Below are 21,216 nucleotides of genomic sequence, written 5' to 3'. Positions count from 1 at the left end.
CATGACTGACAAAGTTTTAGGCGTTATCCTTGGCGGTGGCCAGGGCTCTAGATTATCGCCACTAACACAAACACGTTCTAAACCGGCAGTTCCGATAGCTGGTAAATATCGTTTGGTAGACATTCCAATCTCGAACTGTCTCAATTCGGGTATTCATCGCATGTTTGTGTTAACGCAGTTTAATTCGGCATCACTTAATAAACACATTAAAAATACCTATCATTTTAGTCATTTCAGTACGGCTTTTGTTGATATTTTGGCTGCTGAACAAACCGTGCAAAACTCTGGCTGGTTCCAGGGTACGGCAGATGCTGTCCGCCAGTGTATGCATCACATTGTTTCGCACGAGTTTGATTATATCTTAATTCTTTCCGGGGATCAGCTCTACCAGATGGATTTTAAAGATATGATTGAGAAACATATCGAAGCCAATGCCGAGATTACCATTGCTACCATTCCGGTAACGGCTAAAGATGCTACTGATTTTGGTATTTTAAAGGCTGATGAAGAGAACATGATCACTTCTTTTATCGAAAAACCAAAAACCGGCTTGGAGGATTGGGTTTCTGATACAGGTGAAGAAATGCAAGGCGAAGGACGTAACTTTCTGGCATCGATGGGTATCTACGTTTTTAACCGCGATTATCTGATCAATATTTTAAACGAGAACGAAGAGGAAAAAGATTTTGGTAAGGAAATTTTGCCAAGAGCCATTACAGAGAGTAGAGTTCTAAGCTATCAGTATGAAGGTTATTGGACCGATATTGGTAACATTTCATCTTTTTTCGAAGCCAATTTAGGCCTAACGGATGAAATACCTAAATTTAATATGTTTGATAGTAACCATGCTATTTTTACCAGGGCAAGGATGTTACCACCATCAAAAATTTCGGGTACTACGTTAGATAAAACCATTATTGCTGAAGGCTGTATTATACAGGCCAGCAGGGTAGAACATGCTGTTTTAGGGATTCGCTCGAGAATTGGAAAGGATACGGTAATTACCAATGCGTATATTATGGGTAGCGACAGGTACCAGACTTTGGAAGAAATACAGGAAGAAAACAATAAAGGGAATTCTTTGATCGGTATCGGCGACCGTTGTTTTATTAACAATGCCATCATCGATAAAAATTGTCGTATCGGAAACGATGTTAAAATTAATGGAGGCGACCATTTAGAAGATGGAGACTTTGAACTTTACGCTGTTAAAGATGGTATAGTGGTAATTAAAAAGGGAGCAGTGGTACCAAGTGGCACAGTGATTTAGATACACTATTATTCTGACTGCAGAGAAGAATCTTTCCAGACCTCGTAGGTTTTAAAGCCTGCGAGGTCTTTTTGTTTGTCATTCTGAACGAAGTGAAGAATCTTTGAAAGCAAAATGTCTAAATAATATTGTGAGGTCAATTGTGTGGTTCCTGGCTTGCAGATTCTTCGTTGCACTCAGAATGACAGCCTTAGTTAAACCTAGAAGGTCTTTTTCTTTTTCTACCAACATTTTCCCCATAAGCTTGTTAGTACATAAACAAAAAATAGTTTATGACCGAAAAGCACCTTTATCAAACAGGAATTATAGGAAATTGCGCTTTCATTGCTCACGTAAATAAAAACACTAATATATCTTGGCTTTGCTGGCCACGCTTTGATAGCCCTTTTGTATTTGGCAATTTATTGGATGAGAAAAAAGGTGGCGAATTTTCAATCTTGCCACAGGGCGAATTCACTTCTGATCAATATTACATCGAAAATACGAATGTTTTAAGGACAGAGATTACCGCTGAAGATGGGAAATACCGAATAACAGATTTTGCACCCCGTTTTCATTTATACGATCGCTATTTTAAACCGCTGATGTTTATCAGAAAGATCGAACCTTTGGAAGGCAATCCGCGTATTACCATTAAGTGTGAGCCGGTTTGTGATTATGGAAAAAGTAAAATGCGATCAAGCAGGGGCAGCAATCATATTGATTATCTGGGTTGCGATGAAAATATCCGCTTAAGCACCAATGTGTCGCTAACGTATATTTTTGACGAAAAAGCATTTGTACTGAATGAGCCTAAATACCTGGTGATGACTTATGGACAAAATTTAGAGGCTCCAATAGTTAGTACAGCAGAGAATTTTTTAAGAGAAACCATTTCTTATTGGCGTTTATGGATTAAACATTCGTCGATAGCAGGTTTTTACCAGCCATTTGTAATTAGATCGGCCTTGGTTCTAAAAATCCACCAATATGAAGACACTGGTGCCTTTATAGCTGCAAGCACAACCAGTTTGCCAGAATCGCCAGGTAGTACCCGAAACTGGGATTACCGCTATTGTTGGCTACGCGATTCGCATTATGTGCTCACCTCTTTAAATCATATCGGGCATTTTGAAGAAATGGAACGGTATTTTAATTACCTGTCTGATATTTCTCAGGCTGAAGACGTACGTTACCAGCCCTTGTATGGCATAGCAGGCGAAAGACAAATTACCGAGCGTACGTTAGATCATTTGGAAGGTTATAAAGGCGAAAAGCCGATCAGGATAGGAAACCAGGCTTACGAACATATTCAAAATGATATTTATGGGCAGGTTTTAATCTCTATGTTGCCACTGTATACCGACCATCGTTTTGTTTTTTCGGAACGTGGCGATTCGGTAAAGTGGATTGAAAGTGTACTTTCTAAAATTGAGCGCACCATTGATGAAAAGGATGCCGGGATATGGGAATTCAGAAATATTGCCAATGTGCATTGTTATAGTAACCTGTTTCAATGGGCTGGCGCTCAGGCCGCGCTAAAAATGGCTAAAACCATCGGTAATGAAGATTTCGAAAGGCGGGCAGAAATTCTAATTGAAAAGGCAGCAGCACATATAGAAGCCTGCTATGATCCGGAAAGAAAAGTATATACCAACGCCATAGGAAGCCCGCATTTAGATGCCAGCACGCTACAGTTGATTATGATGAATTACCTGGATCCGGCTTCTGATCGGGCAAAAGATCACTTAATTGCATTAGAAAAAGAACTGAAAACTGAAGATGGACTTTTCTATCGCTACATACATGCCGACGATTTCGGTAAACCAAAAACAACGTTTTTAATCTGTGCTTTTTGGTACGTGGAGGCTTTAGCTTGTGTAGGGCGTATTGATGAAGCCATTAAAGAATTCGAAAACATCATTAAATATTGTAATCATTTGCTTCTGTTCAGCGAGGATGTTGATGCTAAAACAGGTAGTCAATGGGGTAATTTCCCGCAAGCTTATAGCCATGTAGGTTTAATGAATGCAGCTTACCGTATTGCAATTAAACTGGATAGACCGATATTTTTGTAACATCTTAAATGTTTCGTCATCTCGATCCGATAGCTATCGGATGGAATGCAGTAGAATGGAGAGATCTATCCAGCAAGATTTCTCAATATAGATTTTGCTTCGCAGCGCCTTCGGGTTCTCAACTGCGTTGCACGCTGCTCGAAATGACGATTTATTTAGTAAAAAACTTTGACAACTTTAAGTGCACAATGCATATTAAAGTTGTCAAAGTTATTATAATTTATTTTTAACTTATAGTTGTTAAAAAAGGTCTGTGGAGACACAGACCCTGGTTTTATAAAAATATTTCTATTTAAGTTACGTCATTCCCGTGCATACGGGAATCTTAAAGCAATAAGCATTAAGATCCCCAATCGAGCTGGGGATGACGCTACCGAGAAGTTAACCCCGCTCCACAAATTCTTCCTTCACCAAACTCCAAAGCAGCTTTCTAACCTCTCTAAAATCATTCAGGTAGTACTTTGCTTCCGAAATGTTATTGCCAACTTTTATGGTAAAGGCTTCATCTGGCAATACTTTGAAAATATCTTCGTCAGTATGGTCATCGCCTAATGCCAGAATAAAATCAGGGTTTTTATCGTATAACCAGTTTAAAGCAGCTTTTCCTTTATTAACCTCTATATTTTTAAACTCGATTACTTTATTACCTGGCATTAACTGCAGGCCTTTATCTGCAGCAAGGATTTTCATGTGGCTAACAATTTCATTGGCTCTTAAATCACCTAATCCCTCTTCCGCTTTTCGGTAATGCCACACCAATGAATAACTTTTTTCTTCAATAAACGATCCTGGAGTACGGTCTGTATAGGTTTCTAATAATGTCTTTATTTCCTGTTTCCATTGGTCGGTAAGCAGGGGTAAACTGTTCCACTTATCTCCATGCGATTTTTGCCATGCACCGTGCTCAGCAATAAGGTCAACCTTTAAATGTCCGAACCATTGTTCCAGTGTTTCATGTCTTCTTCCGCTAATAATCACCACTTTGTTGGCATGATCAATGGTCAGGTTTTCAATTAAATCATAAAGTTCGTCATCAGGAGAGGCATCATCAATATTTCCGGTAAAATCTACCAGTGTGCCGTCGTAATCTAAAAATAGAACTCTATCGCTTGTTTTCGCATATTTAGCAGCAATTACTTCATTAATCGAATTTACTGCATGTTTGGTTAATAATGATTTTTGAGAATCTTTCACTTCGTTTAATCTTAAAATAAAATTGTTAACCCAATGTTTAACGTTAAATTTTTCTACTATTGCCCGCATGGCTGTCATGCGTTGCTTTTGCTCTTCCAAAGGCATTTTTAGAGCAGTCACAATTGCTTCCATAATGTCGCCCATATTATTTGGGTTAACAATTACAGCATCAGTTAATTCTTTGGAGGCACCGGCCATTTCGCTTAAAATCAATACACCATCATTTTGGTTCCTGCTGGCCACATATTCTTTACTTACCAGATTCATTCCATCGCGCATAGGCGTTACCAGGCAGATATCGGCCGTAGCGTAAAGTGCAGAAAGTACTTCAATGGGGAATGAGCGGTAAAAATAATTTACGGGAATCCAGTTCATGGAGCGGTACCTTGCATTTAAATTTCCAACAAACTGATCAATCTGATCTCTTAGTTCACTATATTGTGGCACGGTATCCCTTGAAGGGACTACAATCATGAAAAGTTCGATTTTGCCAATATATTCGGGATGGTGTTGAAGTAATAATTCCATCGCTTTCAATCTTTCGAGTATGCCTTTACTATAATCTAAACGATCGATAGAAAGGATTACTTTCATCTCTTCTTTCCCTGCCCTGAAATAATCAACTTCTTTTTTTACTTTTTCTGTGGCTGGTAATTCCGAAAATTTATCAAAATCAATCCCCATTGGGAAAGCTTCTACCACAATTTGCCTTTCCTGACTATTTAGTACGTTTGATGATGAATGTACGGGAAGCAAACGTGTGGCTGTGCTGATAAAATGTCGTACATCATCGTAGGTGTGAAAACCGATTAAATCGGCACCTATAAGGCCATTTAACAATTCTTCCCGCCAAGGGATTAACCTGAAAATTTCATATGATGGAAAAGGAATATGCTGAAAAAAACCGATGGTAGCATTTGGGAGTTTTTCTCTTAAAATACCTGGTAAAAGGAGCAGTTGATAGTCTTGAATCCAGATTTTATCTTTTCTACCCAATACCTGCATGGCACTTTTTGCAAATTTCTCATTAACAGATTGGTAGCAGTCCCAATAACTTTGTTCGTAATGAGCATAAGTAACCAAATAATGAAATACAGGCCACAATACCTCATTAGAAAAGCCTTCGTAATATAAGTTAATTTCGTTTTGGGTGAGAAAAACCGGATAGAGGTTTAATTCGGCGAGTTTTTGTGTAACTTCTTCCTGGCGTTCTGCCGGAACCTCAATTCCTGGCCATCCGATCCAGATGGAATTGCCTGATTTGTATACGTCGCCAAGGCCGGTGGCAAGGCCGCCCTCGCTGGGAATAAACGTGTATTCGTCATTCTCTTCGATGATTTTAACGGGGAGTCTGTTCGATATTATAACTGTCTTCATGCTCTTATTTGATGTATCTACATCTTTAAAAGCATATCAAATTGGTTTTGTTTGAATTTTTAGGTCAAAAAAACATTCAGATGATTAAACGTAATTAAATACCAACGAAAAAGTTGTACTACTTTCAGGAGTAGAAACTACTTCGATGCTGCCTCTGTGCATCTTCATAATGTTGCGGCTAATGGTTAATCCTATGCCCGATCCATTTTTCCTGGTGGTGTAAAATGGAACGAATATTTTTTCCAGATCAGCAGCACCTATGCCTCTTCCATTATCGGTAACATCTATATACAGTTTGGTGTTTTCTAAACGATAATTTACATTTATATAAGGCATTTCCTTATTTTCGACTGCATAAATACTGTTGGTAATCAGGTTGATCAATACCTGTTCTATTAATTTCAGATCCAGCTGAATGGTGATTTTTGATGAAGTCTGTTCTACATCCAGTACTACATTTTTAACTTTGGCAAATGGCTTCATCAGCACCTTAATGTGTTTTAATATTTCGCCAATGGTATGTGGCTCGAGGTTTGGCGTGGGCAGTTCAGCAATTAAGCGGTAATCTTTTACAAAATCCAATAAACCAGACGAACGCCTCTGGATAGTGTGCAGCGCTGTTCGAAGATCGTCCATTTCATCTTCTGTTAAATTCTCTTTATCGGTTACCATTTTATTGATCGTATCTGATAACGAGCTGATGGGGGTGATGGAATTTAAAATTTCGTGCGAAATAACGCCAACCAACCTGTTCCAGGCTTCCGTTTCTTTTTGCTCAATTTCATCCTTAATATTCTGAAAACTGATGATGAAATAGTTCTTCCCGTAAAGGTTTAAGGGAATAACCTCTGTAGACAACTGGATCAGCTTATCCTGGATTTTAAGTTCCAGAAACCGCTTTCCACCTGTTAAAATCTGCTCTATTTCTGTTCCAAATATGGGAAGATGTTGTTTTAACCGATGCCAATATTTATAGGCGGGTACACCCAAAAGGTTAGAAGCTGCCTGATTAAAAAAGGCAATTTCGTCATCTTTTTCTGCTGTTGTATTGCTCACTACTATTACACCAACAGGAACCTGCTCTAGAATGGTTTTGATCAGCTGAAACATGGCTTCCTGTTCCAACCTGATCTGTTTATGTACCAGTAAAATATCACCAAAGGACTCATATAACTCCGGAAAACTGCCTTTAGTTGCCTTGTTTTTAAAGTTTAAGGTATGATCTCTTGTTTTTACGGCTAAAATGAAACGGTTAATATCCGATCTGATCTGATTGATATAGTAGTAAAGTGAGATAATAGTACCCAATAAAATCATTGCAACCCCTATGATGGTAAACCAGAGCTGGGTGTTTTTGATGAGGTAGAACAAAAGATAGCCCAGCAGATTGATGATCAGCAAGCGGAATATTAAACGGAAGGTAAAGCGTTGGTAGAACATGTTTTTAAAGCTGAAAGCTTAAAGGCGAAAGACTAAAGCTTTAAGCTTTGGTCTTTTAGCTTTCAGCTTAGATTCCAAATTTTTCGATTCTTCTGTAAAGTGCCGCACGTGTTAAACCCAGTTCTGCTGCGGCTTTTGATATATTTCCTTTGTGTTTATCAATGGCTTTCTGTACCATCATTTTCTCCATATCCTCTAGAGCCATTTCATCTGGTATGGTATTGTTCTGTACATAGCGTTGTGGGCTTAACTGCAAATCATCTTCGGTAATATCAGCACCATCGCTCATAATAACGGCTCTTTCTAAAACGTGTTGTAACTCGCGTACGTTGCCTGGCCATTTATATTGCAATAATGCTTCTTGAGCCTTATTATTTAGTTTTTGTATATTTTTATGGTATTTTGAACTAAAAACCTGCATAAAATGATTCGCCAGTAATAAAATATCGGTTCCGCGTTTCCGTAATGGTGGCAATAAGAGTTCAACAGTATTGATACGGAAAAGTAAATCTTGCCGAAACGTGTTTTTAGCTACCATTTCATTTAGTGGCATGTTGGTGGCAGTGATTAGGCGTACATTTACTTTACGTTCTTTGCTTTCGCCTAAACGGGTAACTGTACGGTTCTGTAAAATGCTTAATAATTTGGCCTGAAGCGGTAGCGTTAAATTTCCAATCTCATCTAAAAAAATTGTTCCACCATCTGCAAGTTCGAAACGCCCGGGTTTATCCTCTTTTGCATCGGTAAAAGCACCTTTAGCATAACCAAATAATTCGCTCTCAAATAAATTTTCATTTAAAGCACCTAAATCAACATGCATAAACACCTGGTTTTTGCGTTGCGAATTACCATGGATTTCATAAGCAAAAACCTGTTTTCCTGTGCCATTTTCGCCTAAAATTAACACATTTGCATCTGTAGGTGCAACTTTGACCAACGTGGCCTGTAAGTGCTTTATGCCATCAGCCTGGCCTACAATATTCTCAAAACCACGGGTAAGGTCTTTTTGGAGCGATGAATGTATTTTTTCCAGCTTTTTTACCTTTTTGGTCGATTCGCGTAGTTTAGAAGCGGATGAAATGGTAGCAAATAGTTTTTCATTTTCCCAGGGTTTAAGAATAAAATCGGTAGCGCCTTTTTTTATGGCTTTTACGGCCAGTTCAACATTACCGAAAGCAGTCATTAATATCACTACATAATCTTTATCGATAGATAAAATGTGTTCGAGCCAATATAATCCCTCGCGACCATCACTGGCACCTTTTTGATAGTTCATATCCAGCAGGATGATATCTACCTCATTTTTACTCAATAAAACATTGATTTCTTTAGGCGATTTACAAGTGATTACCTGCTTAACCTGCTGTTTTAGAAACAAACGGGCACTCAGTAAGATATCGTCATCATCATCAATAATTAAAACTGTGGCGTCTAAACCCCCAGCCCCTAAAGGGGAGCTTTCCTTTCTATTGTTCATACCAGAATTTATAATTAAAATTTCAATTATTTGAATATGGCTATATTATTTTTAAATGCCGTTTTCGAGTGCAATTTCTTTTGAAATGTCATTTTCAACCTTCCATATAAATTCCCCCTTTAGGGAATGGAGGGTAAATTTACTCAAACTGTCCGCTCCCGCACATCAACTGTCCGATAATGAACAGGTAAAAATAATAAAAACTTTTAACTTGTTGATTATTAGTGTTTTAATTGTGTTTTTAGCTTTTGGCACAAGCTTGGCATAAGGGAAACCGAATACTACAACCGAACACATGGATAAGAAAATAGAGAAAAAGAGATTTAGCACTAAAAGCCTGTTACTAATAGGTGGAGCAATTGCTTTTGTAGCAGTTGTAATTTATGGCTATACTTTATCCCTCAAAAAAGTTTATAGTGCCGATGCCGATAAATTAACCATCAGTAAAGTAGAATATGGCGATTTTGAAGATGTAGTACTGTTAAATGCCAGTGTAGTTCCCTTAACCTCCGTTATTGTAAGTTCATCTGAAGGTGGAACAGTTGCGGAGATTTTTACTGAGAATGGGGCTTCGGTTGTGAAAGGAACGCCATTATTAAGAATCTCCAATTCAAATGCCATGTTGAGTTATACCTCAAGTCAAACAGCAGCAACCGAGCAGATTAATCAGTTGCGGAAATCACGGTTAGATTTAGAGCAAAATCAGCGGGTTTTAAATCAGGATGTTTTAGATGTAGAAAATAGCTTAAGAACAGCAACCCGTCAATATAGATTAGATAGTGCGCTTTTTGCTAAAAAAGTGATTACGCTCCAGGAATTTAACAAGTCTAGCCAGGATCATGAATATTATCAAGGCAAATTGAAAATTGTACGTCAGGCCATTAAACAGGAAAATCAAAGCCGTAAAATGCAACTGGCACAGATTGATCAATCGATGGGGCAAATGAACGAAAGTTTGGAAATGATCCGCAAGAACATTGAAAATATGACCATTAAAGCTCCGGTTTCTGGTAAACTCTCTTCTTATGATCCGGTAATCGGTAAATCATACAATTCGAACGAAATGATCGGAAAGATAGATGTGTTGCAAGGTTATAAACTTCAGGCCGGTGTTGATGAATATTACATTAACCGGGTAAAAGAAGGACAAACTGCTAACTGTGAATTTAATGGTAAAACTTATAACTTAACCGTAAGTAAAGTAATCCCTGAGGTTACAGCAGGGCAGTTCCAGGTAGAAATGGTTTTTAAAGGTGCAGCACCTGAAGGTTTACGCCGTGGATTATCATTGCAAACAAAATTAACTTTGTCTGATAATAGCAAATCGCTGCTGCTTGCTCAGGGACAGTTTTTCCAGAGTACAGGTGGCTCCTGGGTTTTTGTGGTAAACAATGGGAAAGCAATCAAGAAAAATGTTAAAATCGGTCGGAAAAACTATCTGTATTATGAAATATTAGGTGGTTTACAGAAAGGCGACGAAGTAATTACTTCATCTTATGATCAGTTTAACCAATATGATCAGGTGGATATTAATAAATAAGTTTGGCGTTTGGCGTTTGGCGTTTGGAGTTGGGAGTTGGGAGTTTGGAGTTTGGAGTTTGGAGTTTGGAGTTTTTGAATAATGGACTATAAAGTTAACAATATAATCAGGTCTTGATACCTGGTACTATATACTTGATACTAAAAAGCTATGATAAAAATAGAAAATCTGGAAAAAGTTTACAAAACGGAAGAAGTAGAAACGACTGCACTTAATGGAATTAACCTTCATGTGGCAGCAGGAGAATTTGTTTCCATTATGGGGCCATCAGGCTGCGGAAAATCTACCTTATTAAATGTGATGGGTTTATTGGATAAGCCAGAAAGTGGAAGTTATAAATTTATCGATACCGAACTTTTAACGCTTAACGATAGGGAACGTTCAAATTTCCGCAAAAGAAATATGGGATTCGTTTTCCAGAATTTTAATTTGATCGATGAATTAACCGTTTTTGAAAATATTGAACTGCCTTTAATTTATAATAAGATTCCTGCTGCAGAACGTAAACAATTGGTAAACGAAATTATTGAGAGAATGAATATTGTGAACCGGAGCGGCCATTTTCCTCAACAGTTATCTGGTGGACAGCAGCAAAGGGTAGCAGTAGCAAGAGCGCTGGTAACCAAACCGAAATTGGTTTTGGCCGATGAGCCTACCGGAAATCTGGATAGCTCGCATGGTAACGAAGTAATGGAGCTGCTCTGCGAGCTGAATGAAACCGGAACTACCATTGTAATGGTTACACACTCCAGTCACGATGCCAGTTTCTCTAACCGGATCATTAACCTGAAAGACGGGCATGTGATATCTGAAAAAATAAATAAAAGCAGAAACGAAGAGCTGATATAAGGAGAAAAGGCTGAAGGTTGTAAGGTAGACGGTCGAATTATTTCAGCCTTTAACCATTGCCTTCCTGCCTTCAACCTCAAAAAAGATTTTAGTTTAGTTAATAATAAGTCTACCCAAAAATCTTCCTGGATGGGAAGATTTGGGAAGGCGAAATAGTAAAAAACACCAGATAGGCATTTTGAACGCCACACGCTAACCACCTATCTCCAAACAATAACAATATGTTCAAATTAAACCTGAAAATAGCCCTGCGCAACCTTTGGAAAAACAAAGGCTTCTCTCTGATCAATATAGGCGGCTTAGCCCTTGGTTTAGCCAGTTGTATGGTTTTATTGCTCTATGTTGCTTATGAATGGAGTTATGATAAGCAATTTTCTAATCACGATAAAACTTATGTGGTTTATCAAAACATGGAGGCAAGTGGTAAAACTTTTAGCTGGGCGTGGACACCTAATGTGATGGCTAAAGAAGTGCAGGAGAAAATCCCCGGCGTTAAATATGCCGCTCACACTACCTATCCTAGAAAACAACTCATTACCGTTGGCGATAATAAGATCAATAGCAGTGCGATATTTGCCGATCAGAATTTTACTAAAATACTGGATTATAAGTTTCTTGAAGGTAATGCGGCCACAGCGCTAAAAAATGTAAATACCATTATTCTGACCAAGTCTTTCGCAACAAAATTATTTGGAAAGGAAGATCCGATTAATAAAATGGTAAAGCTGGAAAATCAGGACGTATTAAAGGTTGAAGCGGTAATAGAAGATGCACCAGCAAACAGCAGCTTAATTTTTGAATGTATTATGCCATGGGCTTTGTTCGAAAAACGAGAACCCTGGGCAAAAGATGGCAATTGGGGGAATAACATGTGTTTAACCCTTGTTCAATTACAGGATAATAACTTTTTCTCTGCTGCAAATAACTTAATGCATGATATTTACAAGCGCAATCAGAAAGATAATTTGTCGGTAGCACTATTGCATCCATTAAACAAATGGCATCTGTACGACGATTTTGTAAATGGTAAATCAGTAGGTGGTAAAATAGATCAGCTTAGAATATTCTTGTTGCTGGCCTTTTGCATCTTGTTGATTGCCTGTGTGAATTTTATGAACTTATCTACGGCACGGTCAGAGCGCAGGGCAAAAGAAGTTGGCGTTCGTAAAGCAATCGGCTCAACACGCAAATCTTTAATCAATCAGTTCTTTTTAGAATCCCTGCTCATCACATTTATCGCTACAGTTTTAGCTTTTATTTTAATTGAGGTGAGTTTACCCTATTTTAATAGTTTGTTAGATATTAAATTAACGATAGATTATCATAACGGCGCATTTTGGTTAACCTTATTTGGATTGATGATTTTAACCGGCTTAATTGCTGGCAGTTATCCGGCACTGTATCTCTCTTCTTTCGAACCGATTAAAGTTTTAAAAGGTTTCACCCTTAAAACAGATTCATCCACTTCGGTGAGGAAAGTATTGGTAGTTGGCCAATTCGTTTTTGCTGCAGCTTTAATTGTTTGTACAGCAGTGATTTATCAGCAGCTCAATTACGTAAAAAATAAGCCTGTTGGTTATGACAAGTCTAATTTGATTCAAATAGCTGTAACAGGTAAAATAAACGATGCCGTTAAATTGGAATTGCTGAAAACCCAACTACTAGCCTCAGGTGCTGTAAGCAATGTCACTTCCTTTAGTACAGATTTTACCGAGGGTGGAAATAATACTACAAATGTAGAATGGGAAGGTAAAAACCCAAATGAGAATATTTCTTTCAACCATAGGTCAATAGGATATGATTTTGTTGAAACCATTGGTACAAAAATGATTAGTGGTCGGGAATTTTCATCGAAATTTCCCAATGATACAAATAGCGTGTTGTTAAATGAAGCTGCTGTGAAAATGATGGGATTAAAAAAACCGATCGGCAAGGTGATTACCTTCTGGGGTAAAAAACTAACCACAGTTGGTGTGGTAAAAGATTTTGTGGTAGAAAGTGCTTATCAAAGAGTAGCCCCGATGATTTTCAGGACAAGTACAAATGGCGATGCCAGCGTGATGATAGCAAGGTTAAGTCCAAATCAGAACATCAGTTCATCACTGGCTAAAATTGATGAGCTGGTAAAGCAGATGGAGCCTAATTATCCTGTTAACCGCAAATTTGTGAACGAATCTTTTGAAGTGAAGTTTAAAAATGAAAAATTATTAGGTTCGCTTTCCAACTGGTTTGGTGGTTTCGCCATTTTCATTTCTTGTTTAGGATTATTAGGCCTGGCGCTTTTTATGGCAGAGCAACGCAAAAAGGAAATCAGTATCCGTAAGGTTTTAGGTGCCAGTACAGGCAATATCCTCGTATTACTCAATAAAGATTTTATAAAACTGGTTGCCATTGCAAATATAATTGCATTTCCTTTAGCCTATATTATTATCAATAAATGGCTTTCTGCTTTTGAATACCGTGTTTCCATTTCATTTCTACCCTTTCTGCTGGCTATCGTCATCTCGGTTTTAATCGCAGTTTTAACGGTCAGTTTGCAATCGGTTAAGGTAGCGAAGGCTAACCCGATTGATGCACTTAAATATGAATAAGCCACGCGCTTAGCATTTGGCGATCAGCGTGGATTTACCGCTAACCGCCAAACGCTTTACGCTAAACCTCAATAATATGTTTAGACTTAACTTAAAAATAGCACTACGTAACCTTTGGCGAAACAAGGTGAGCTCCTTTATTAACGTAACTGGGCTGGCCATTGGCTTGGCTGCCTGTTTAATGCTGCTTTTGTATGTTACTTACGAATGGAACTTTGATAAGCAGGCTAAAGAATCGGCTAATGTTTTTACCACGATGACCAATATTCCGGGCGATAACGGTAAAATTTCCGTAACTTTTGAAGGCTCAACCACTGCTTTCGGTCCGGTAATTAAACAAAGTTTGCCCGAACTGAAGTATATGGCGAGAATGGATTATGGAGGTAAAAATTTAATTGCCAACGGACAAAATGCATTTAAGCGTCAATCCAAATTTGCAGAGCCAGATATCCTTAAAATGTATGATTATAAGTTTATCCAGGGAAATGCCAATACCGCCTTAAATTCTCCAAATTCGGTTATTTTAACTGAATCTACTGCTAATGTATTATTTGGAACAACCGATGTGCTGAATAAGATTGTACGTTTTAAAGACCGTTTCGATCTGAATATTACCGGCGTAATTAAAGACCGGCCTGATAATAGCTCCAATAAATTTGATTATTTAATGCCCTGGACTTTATATGAAACGATTGATCAAAGTGCTAAAGATTTAAACTGGAGCAATTTTAGTTTCGTAACACTGGTGATGTTAAAAAATGGCACAAACTTAGATTTGGTAAACCAAAAAATCAGTCAGATAGAGAAAAAAAATAATACAAACAATCAGGAATCGCAGGTATTGTTCCCACTGGCAAAGCTACATTTATATGGTAAGTTCGAAGATGGCAAAAGTATTGGTGGAGCAATAGAACAGATTTATCTGTTTGTTGGACTAGCTTTCGGCATTCTTTTAATAGCCTGCATTAATTTTATGAACATGGCTACAGCCAAGTCCGAAAAACGCGCAAAAGAGGTTGGCATAAAAAAGACTATTGGCGCCAACCGCAGTTCGCTGATTGTACAGTTCTTAACCGAATCGATGATGTTAACTTTTATTGCGGTGATTTTTTCGATTGCCATCCTCGAGATCTTTTTGCCCGCTTTTAACAACCTGTTGAATATAAAATTGAATATCTCTTATTTCAACGGCACCAGTTGGATAGGCATTGTTGGAATAGTTTTAGTTACCGGATTAATCGCGGGCAGTTACCCTGCATTTTACCTCTCATCTTTTAACCCCATACAAACCTTAAAAAGAAAAATAAAATCAAAAGGCTTATTTTCGGTTAGTTTAAGGCAGGTATTGGTAGTAGGGCAGTTTTGTTTTGCTATCATTCTCATTATTTCCACTTTAGTTATCTACAAACAGATTCAATATATTAAAAACAGGCCGGTAGGATTTGATGTAAATGCCCTCGTAGAAATGCCGCAGGATGGGGAACTGAAAACAAAATATGAGCTGTTGCGCAATGAGCTGCTAAAATCTGGGGCGGTTACTTCGATGTTCCAATCATCAGTTAGCTTATCGCATCATGGAAGAAATTTTTCGGGTATAGAATGGGAAGGAATGTTGAAAGCGACAAATAACCAAATGTTTAACCAGGTCATTACCACTTACGATTTTATCAAAACCAATGGCATCAAATTAACTAAAGGGAGAGATTTTTCAGAAAACTTCGCTTCAGATACAAGTGCTGTGATGGTAAGTGCTTCGGCAGTTAAAATTTTTGACTATAAAAATCCGGTAGGCAAAACCATTACCATTTTTGGCGATAAATTTAACATCATTGGTGTTTTCGACGATTATGTTTGGGATTCGCCTTATAAATCGAATAACCCGATGGTGGTGTTTTTTGACAAGAAACAAACCGGAAATATCACGATGCGTCTAAATGAAAATAACAGTCTTCAAAGTAATATGGAAACCATCAGCAGGATTACAAAAGCTTTAAATCCGGCTTATCCATTAGAGATTAGTTTTTTAAATAACGTTTACGCTGAAAAATACAATGCCGAAAAAACTTTGGGCATCCTGTCTAACCTTTTCGGCGGACTAGCCATTTTTGTTTCCTGTTTGGGCCTTTTTGGTCTGGTAGCTTATAGTGCTGAGCAAAGAACAAAAGAATTCGGTGTGCGCAAGGTGCTAGGTGCCTCCTTACTTAATTTAATGCAATTGCTATCGATCTCTTTTATAAAGATGATTGTAGTATCCATCATAATCGCGATCCCTTTGAGTTACTTTTTAATGAATAAATGGCTGAATAATTTTGAATTCCATACGCAAATCACTTGGTGGATTATGCCTGTAGCTACCTTGGGTACTTTATTAATGGCATTAATTACGGTAAGCTTTCAGGCTTATAAAACGGCAAGGGCTAACCCTGTTGATGCGTTGAAATACGAATAATACAAGGCGGAAAGGTAGAAGGTAATAAGGTGGAAGGTTTAAACGCCCAATCCCTCAACCCTCAACCTTTTTACCCTCAACCTCAAAAATATGTTCAAATTAAATCTAAAAATCGCCTTACGCAACCTCTGGAAACACAAAGGCTTCACATTAATTAATGTTGGTGGTCTGGCCATCGGCATGGCTTGTTGTTTAATGTTGTTGCTATATGTAAATTACGAATGGAGTTTCGATAAACAGTATAAAAATGCAGAGAAAGTTTATTTTGCAACTTTAAACCTGAAATATAATGACAAACTGGCTACAACCATGGCGGTGCCGAATAAGTTAGCCAATGCTGCTGTGATAGAACTGCCTGGTATTAAAAATGCTGCACGCATCACCATGCCCGGCAACTCAAGGCTTTACAGTCACGATCAGCATCATTTTAAACTGGAAGCATTGAGCGCAGATCCCAGTTTTTTGAAAATCCTTAGTCAGAAATTTATTTATGGTAATCCAGAAACAGCATTGGCCGAACCGAATAATATATTGATCAATGCCTCTACAGCCAAAAAGTTGTTTGGTAATCAAAATCCAATGGGACAGCGCATTACTTATGATAATAAAATCGCCTTGAAAGTAAGTGCAGTAATTGAAGACCTGCCTAAAAACCAGACCATTCGGTTTGATGTTTTACAACCCTGGGCATTCTTTGAACAGGAAAATCCGGGCGAACGAGAAAACGGATGGGGTGCTATTACCTGTTTAACTTTATTACAGCTGAAAGATCATGCCGATTTAAATGCGACTAATACAGCTATTAAAGACTTTATTGTAAATAAAGAACCTAACCTAAAAGAAATGACTTATCAGCTTTTTCTTTTTCCTTTGGCTAAATTCCATTTGTACGATCATTTTGAGAACGGAAAATCGGCCGGAGGTAAGATAGATCAGTTGCGGTTATTTGTTTTTCTAGCCATTTGCGTATTATTTATTGCCTGCATCAATTACATGAACCTCTCTACGGCCAAATCAGAAAAACGGGCTAGGGAGGTCGGTGTGCGCAAAGCTTTGGGCTCTACGAGGAATACCATTATGGGGCAGTTTATGATCGAATCGCTATTGTTGTCAGTTATAGCTATGGCCATTGCTTTCATTACGCTCGAACTTTCCTTGCCCTATTTTAATAACCTGCTTAATATTTCCATTAAGATTGATTACAGTTCTTACCCATTTTGGGTGCTGTTGCTATCGATGATATTGATTACAGGCTTACTTGCCGGAAGCTACCCGGCATTTTACCTTTCTTCTTTTATTCCGGTAAAAGTGCTTAAAGGTTTTAAAAGTTCAACGGGCTCCTTATCTATCCGCAAAACATTGGTGGTGTTACAGTTTAGTCTTTCCATCTGTATGATTATCTCTGCCATTGTAATTTACAGCCAGATCCAGCACCTCAAAAATAAGCCGTTGGGTTTCGATCAAACGGCACTCGCTCAGATCGACCTGGAAGGCGAATGGACTAAGCCAGAGAAACTAGCATTGTTTAAAAATGAATTACAACTAGCAGGAGCCATTACAGCAGCTACCGAATACGCTGGTTCTTTTACCAATAGTGGTTCTATTACCAGCGATATTTCTTGGCCCGGTAAACCAAAAAACGACGTTTCTATCATTAATTATAGAAGTACCGGTTTCGATTTTGCCAAAACTACAGGCGTAAAAATTGTAGCTGGCAGGGATTTTGACCCCAGGTTTCCTGCAGATACTGCTACCTCGCTTTTGCTCAACCAAACAGCTGTTAAAGCCATGGGCTTAAAAAATCCGGTGGGTACAGTGATCCATTGGGGTGATAATCCACAGCTTAAAGTGGTAGGGGTGGTACAGGATTATTCAAATGAGTCTCTTGCTTCGAAAATACAGCCCACCGTTTACTATTACAATATCAAAACGAGTAGAGCTTTATTGCTTAAATTAAATCCGGCACAATCATTAAGTACTTCAGTTGAAGCAATCAAATCGGTAAGCAGTCGCTTAAACCCTGCTTATCCAGTGGAGGTAAAAATGATTAGTCAGGGGATGGCCGAAAAACTACAAAGCGAAAAATTACTAAGCGTGCTATCTAATCTGTTTGGTGGTTTTGCGATTTTTATATCCTGCCTGGGTTTGCTTGGCCTGGCTTTGTACACTGCCGAACAGCGTAGCAAAGAAATCAGCATCCGCAAAGTATTAGGTGCTAACCTTTCCGATATTTTAATCCTACTGAATAAAGATTTTATGAAGCTGGTGGTTATTGCCAACCTGATTGCCATTCCGGTAGCTTACATCCTCGTGGCTAAATGGCTCGAAAAGTATGATTATAAAATTTCGATTAACCCATGGCCTTTTTTGCTGGCACTTTTCACTTCCATACTAATTGCACTCGTTACCGTAAGCATGCAAACTTTTAAAGTTGCCAAAGCCAACGCCGTTGATGCACTTAAATATGAATAACACCTGCGTGAGGCGTTTGGTGCTAAGCGTTTAAACGCTACACGCCAAACACTTTACGCTAAACCTACGCCTTATGTTCAAATTAAACTTAAAAATCGCATTCCGAAACCTTTGGAGAAGTAGAGGTATTACTTCAATTAATGTTGGTGGTTTAGCCATTGCTTTGGCTGCTTTTATTTTAGTTGTGCTTTATTTTACTTACGAAACCAGCTTTGATAAAACCAATCCAAACTACAACAATATTTATGTAGTTGGACGGATTTATCCTGATTTTAAAACGAACTACACTTCGCCGCCATTTGCAAAAGCAATAAAACAGAATTTCCCGGAGGTAGAAAATGCCGGGATTACTAAACGCGGTTTTTTCGAATTCACCATGAAGAATGGCAAAAATACATTGTTTGCCAAAAACTTTATGCAGGCTGATTACAATGCCGCTAAGATTCTTGATTTGAAACCTACGGGAGGCTTAGAAAAACCTGCAGGTGATGCTGACAGACTTTCTTATCTGAGCGAGGAAAACATGAAAGTGCTTTTTCCAAATAAAACAGATAACAAGCCTGAAATGGTAGGAATGGGAGCAAGCAATTCGGGCATTACCAGTAAAATTAATGGTTCAATTACAAATAATTTGCATTCAAATATTACTTTCGACGGCATTTCAATCGGTAATGAAATAGGACAGGGAGAGAATTATGGATATAACAATTACACGACCTATATTCAGGTAAAACCCGGAACTGACATCGCAAACCTGGAACAAAAAATTACAGACTTATACCGAAAAGAATTATTAAAAGGCGAAACTGACCAAAAAACCATAGAAGAAATAAAGGGTGTTTCAACATTTTTAGACCCGCTTGCAAATTTGCACCTCAGGCCAAAGGCGGGTAATGATGCGCCATATAAAATACTAATCGCCCTTTCTGTACTTGGAATTCTGATCCTGGTTATTGCCTGTATCAATTTCACCAATCTAAGCATTGCTCAGGCTACAAAAAGGGCCAAAGAAGTCGGCATAAAAAAAGTAATGGGTGCTTATCGTTTCCAGCTTACCACACAATTTCTGACCGAAATATTTATTCAATGTTTTGTCGCTACAATTCTTGCCTTAACAATAGCAGAATTAGCCCTGCCATATTTCAACAACCTTTTTCAGGTTAATTTATCCATCTGGAATATTGAAAATAACTTATTCTGGCAATTGCCCTTAATTTTATGCCTGATTACATTTGTGGCAGGTACTTATCCAGCTTTAGTATTATCAGGTTTCAAACCTGCGTTGGTACTAAAAGGTAATTTTTCGACCAGTAAACAAAGCTCATGGCTGCGAAATGGCCTACTGATTTTTCAGTTCAGCATTGCGGTGATTTTTATAATTGGTTTGTTCATTATCAACGCACAATTGAAATATATGCGGACTCAGGATCTGGGTTTTACAGCAAATCAGGTTGTTTATATTAAAAACATAAGTCTTTTCAATAAACCTGAAAAATTTGCCCCGGTTAGAGATAAAATCTTAAAAATCCAGGGAATAAAATCAGTAACTGTAGCTACTGGTGTTCCTGATGGGAGCGAAAACGGAGGTAACGGTTATACCGTAAATGGTATGCAGAAAAGCATTGATTTTGTCGATGTGGATTTTGATTACTTTGAAACACTTGATATTAAATTAAAAGAGGGGCGGTTTTTCTCCAAGTCATACAGTACCGATACTACCAATTCTGTGGTGATAAATGAAAGTGCTGTTGCGAAATATGGAATTAAAAATCCAGTCGGACAGACGATAAGAGGCTGTAATATAGATTATAAGATTGTAGGGGTAGCAAAAGATTTTAAAGCACAAGGATTTGAAAGTGCCGTTCAGCCTACTATTTATGCAATTAAAAATCCTTGCGGTAATTCAAAAACGCAAATCATGGTTAAAGTTGAGGAAAATAAAATGGTTGATGCTTTGGCTGCTTTGAAAGCACAATGGCCACAAATAAATCCCCAGGACGGCGAAGATTTTAGATATGAATTTTTAGATGAACTTTACGGTAAACTTTTCAAAAAACAGGAGCAGTTACAATCCGCGTTTTTCGCAGCGGCATTGCTCACCATCTTCATTGCTATTTTAGGTTTGTTTGCCTTTGCAAAATACATCACCAACGGACGCGTCAAAGAGATCGCAGTGCGCAAAATTTTGGGAGCAAGTGATCTTCAAATCTTCAAATTAATTAACAGTTCATTTTTTATCATGGTACTCATAGCTAACGTAATTTCCTGGCCGGTTGCTTATATCCTAACTAAAAAATGGCTCGAAACTTTTGCTTACCGAATTGATCTACCTGCGCTACCCTTTGTTAGTAGTGCATTAATTACGATTTTATTAACTGTAGTAACCGTAAGCATTCAGGCAAAAAAAGCGGTTAAAGCAAACCCTGTTGATGCCCTTAAATATGAATAAGACCTGCGAGTGGTGTTTGGCGATAATTTTCGCTAATCTCCAAACGCTTTA

General features: G+C 38.1%; 11 protein-coding genes. 8 read left to right on the top strand and 3 right to left on the bottom strand.

All coding sequences use genetic code 11. The annotated features are described in order from the left end of the window. Position 1 precedes the first annotated feature (1 nt). Both OQX63_RS06805 and OQX63_RS06800 read left to right on the top strand, forming a co-directional pair. Positions 2 to 1,270, top strand: a complete 1,269-nt coding sequence (locus tag OQX63_RS06805) for a glucose-1-phosphate adenylyltransferase (protein WP_265850147.1) — start codon at positions 2 to 4, stop codon at positions 1,268 to 1,270. A gap of 272 nt (positions 1,271 to 1,542) precedes the next feature. Then, positions 1,543 to 3,327 (top strand): glycoside hydrolase family 15 protein, encoded by a 1,785-nt coding sequence (locus tag OQX63_RS06800; protein WP_265850146.1) that lies wholly within the window; start codon positions 1,543 to 1,545, stop codon positions 3,325 to 3,327. A gap of 381 nt (positions 3,328 to 3,708) precedes the next feature. On the opposite strand, the gene OQX63_RS06795 is transcribed toward OQX63_RS06800, so the two are convergent. The 3 genes from OQX63_RS06795 to OQX63_RS06785 all read right to left on the bottom strand — a co-directional run bounded on the left by OQX63_RS06795 (position 3,709) and on the right by OQX63_RS06785 (position 8,815). After that, positions 3,709 to 5,898: a bifunctional alpha,alpha-trehalose-phosphate synthase (UDP-forming)/trehalose-phosphatase gene (locus tag OQX63_RS06795; RefSeq protein WP_265850145.1), complete on the bottom strand. Its 2,190-nt coding sequence runs from the start codon at positions 5,896 to 5,898 to the stop codon at positions 3,709 to 3,711. 84 nt (positions 5,899 to 5,982) lie between these two features. Further along, a complete protein-coding gene (locus OQX63_RS06790; RefSeq protein WP_265850144.1) occupies positions 5,983 to 7,338 on the bottom strand; it encodes a sensor histidine kinase in 1,356 nt (451 codons plus the stop codon). A gap of 67 nt (positions 7,339 to 7,405) precedes the next feature. After that, positions 7,406 to 8,815, bottom strand: a complete 1,410-nt coding sequence (locus tag OQX63_RS06785; protein WP_265850143.1) for a sigma-54-dependent transcriptional regulator — start codon at positions 8,813 to 8,815, stop codon at positions 7,406 to 7,408. 295 nt (positions 8,816 to 9,110) lie between these two features. Between OQX63_RS06785 and OQX63_RS06780 the strand changes: the two genes are divergently transcribed. The 6 genes from OQX63_RS06780 to OQX63_RS06755 all read left to right on the top strand — a co-directional run bounded on the left by OQX63_RS06780 (position 9,111) and on the right by OQX63_RS06755 (position 21,165). After that, complete coding sequence (locus tag OQX63_RS06780) at positions 9,111 to 10,355, top strand: efflux RND transporter periplasmic adaptor subunit (RefSeq protein ID WP_265850142.1); 1,245 nt, start codon at positions 9,111 to 9,113, stop codon at positions 10,353 to 10,355. A gap of 150 nt (positions 10,356 to 10,505) precedes the next feature. Continuing rightward, entirely contained in the window at positions 10,506 to 11,204 is a 699-nt protein-coding gene (locus OQX63_RS06775; RefSeq protein WP_265850141.1) for an ABC transporter ATP-binding protein, read from the top strand. Positions 11,205 to 11,425: 221 nt separating this feature from the next. Beyond that, a complete protein-coding gene (locus tag OQX63_RS06770) occupies positions 11,426 to 13,795 on the top strand; it encodes an ABC transporter permease (RefSeq protein WP_265850140.1) in 2,370 nt (789 codons plus the stop codon). Between the two features lie 76 nt (positions 13,796 to 13,871). Further along, positions 13,872 to 16,244 carry an ABC transporter permease gene (locus OQX63_RS06765; RefSeq protein WP_265850139.1) on the top strand — a complete coding sequence of 791 codons (2,373 nt, stop codon included), beginning with the start codon at positions 13,872 to 13,874 and terminating at the stop codon, positions 16,242 to 16,244. Positions 16,245 to 16,334: 90 nt separating this feature from the next. Further along, the gene (locus OQX63_RS06760) at positions 16,335 to 18,716 is read left to right on the top strand and encodes an ABC transporter permease (protein WP_265850138.1); all 2,382 of its coding nucleotides are present in this window, start codon (positions 16,335 to 16,337) and stop codon (positions 18,714 to 18,716) included. 73 nt (positions 18,717 to 18,789) lie between these two features. Next, positions 18,790 to 21,165, top strand: coding sequence for an ABC transporter permease (locus OQX63_RS06755; RefSeq protein ID WP_265850137.1), 2,376 nt, complete (start codon positions 18,790 to 18,792; stop codon positions 21,163 to 21,165). Positions 21,166 to 21,216: the final 51 nt, after the last annotated feature.

Origin of the sequence: Pedobacter sp. PF22-3 (assembly GCF_026239555.1) — a bacterium.
GTDB lineage: Bacteria > Bacteroidota > Bacteroidia > Sphingobacteriales > Sphingobacteriaceae > Pedobacter.
This window is presented reverse-complemented; position numbering and strand designations above follow the sequence as displayed.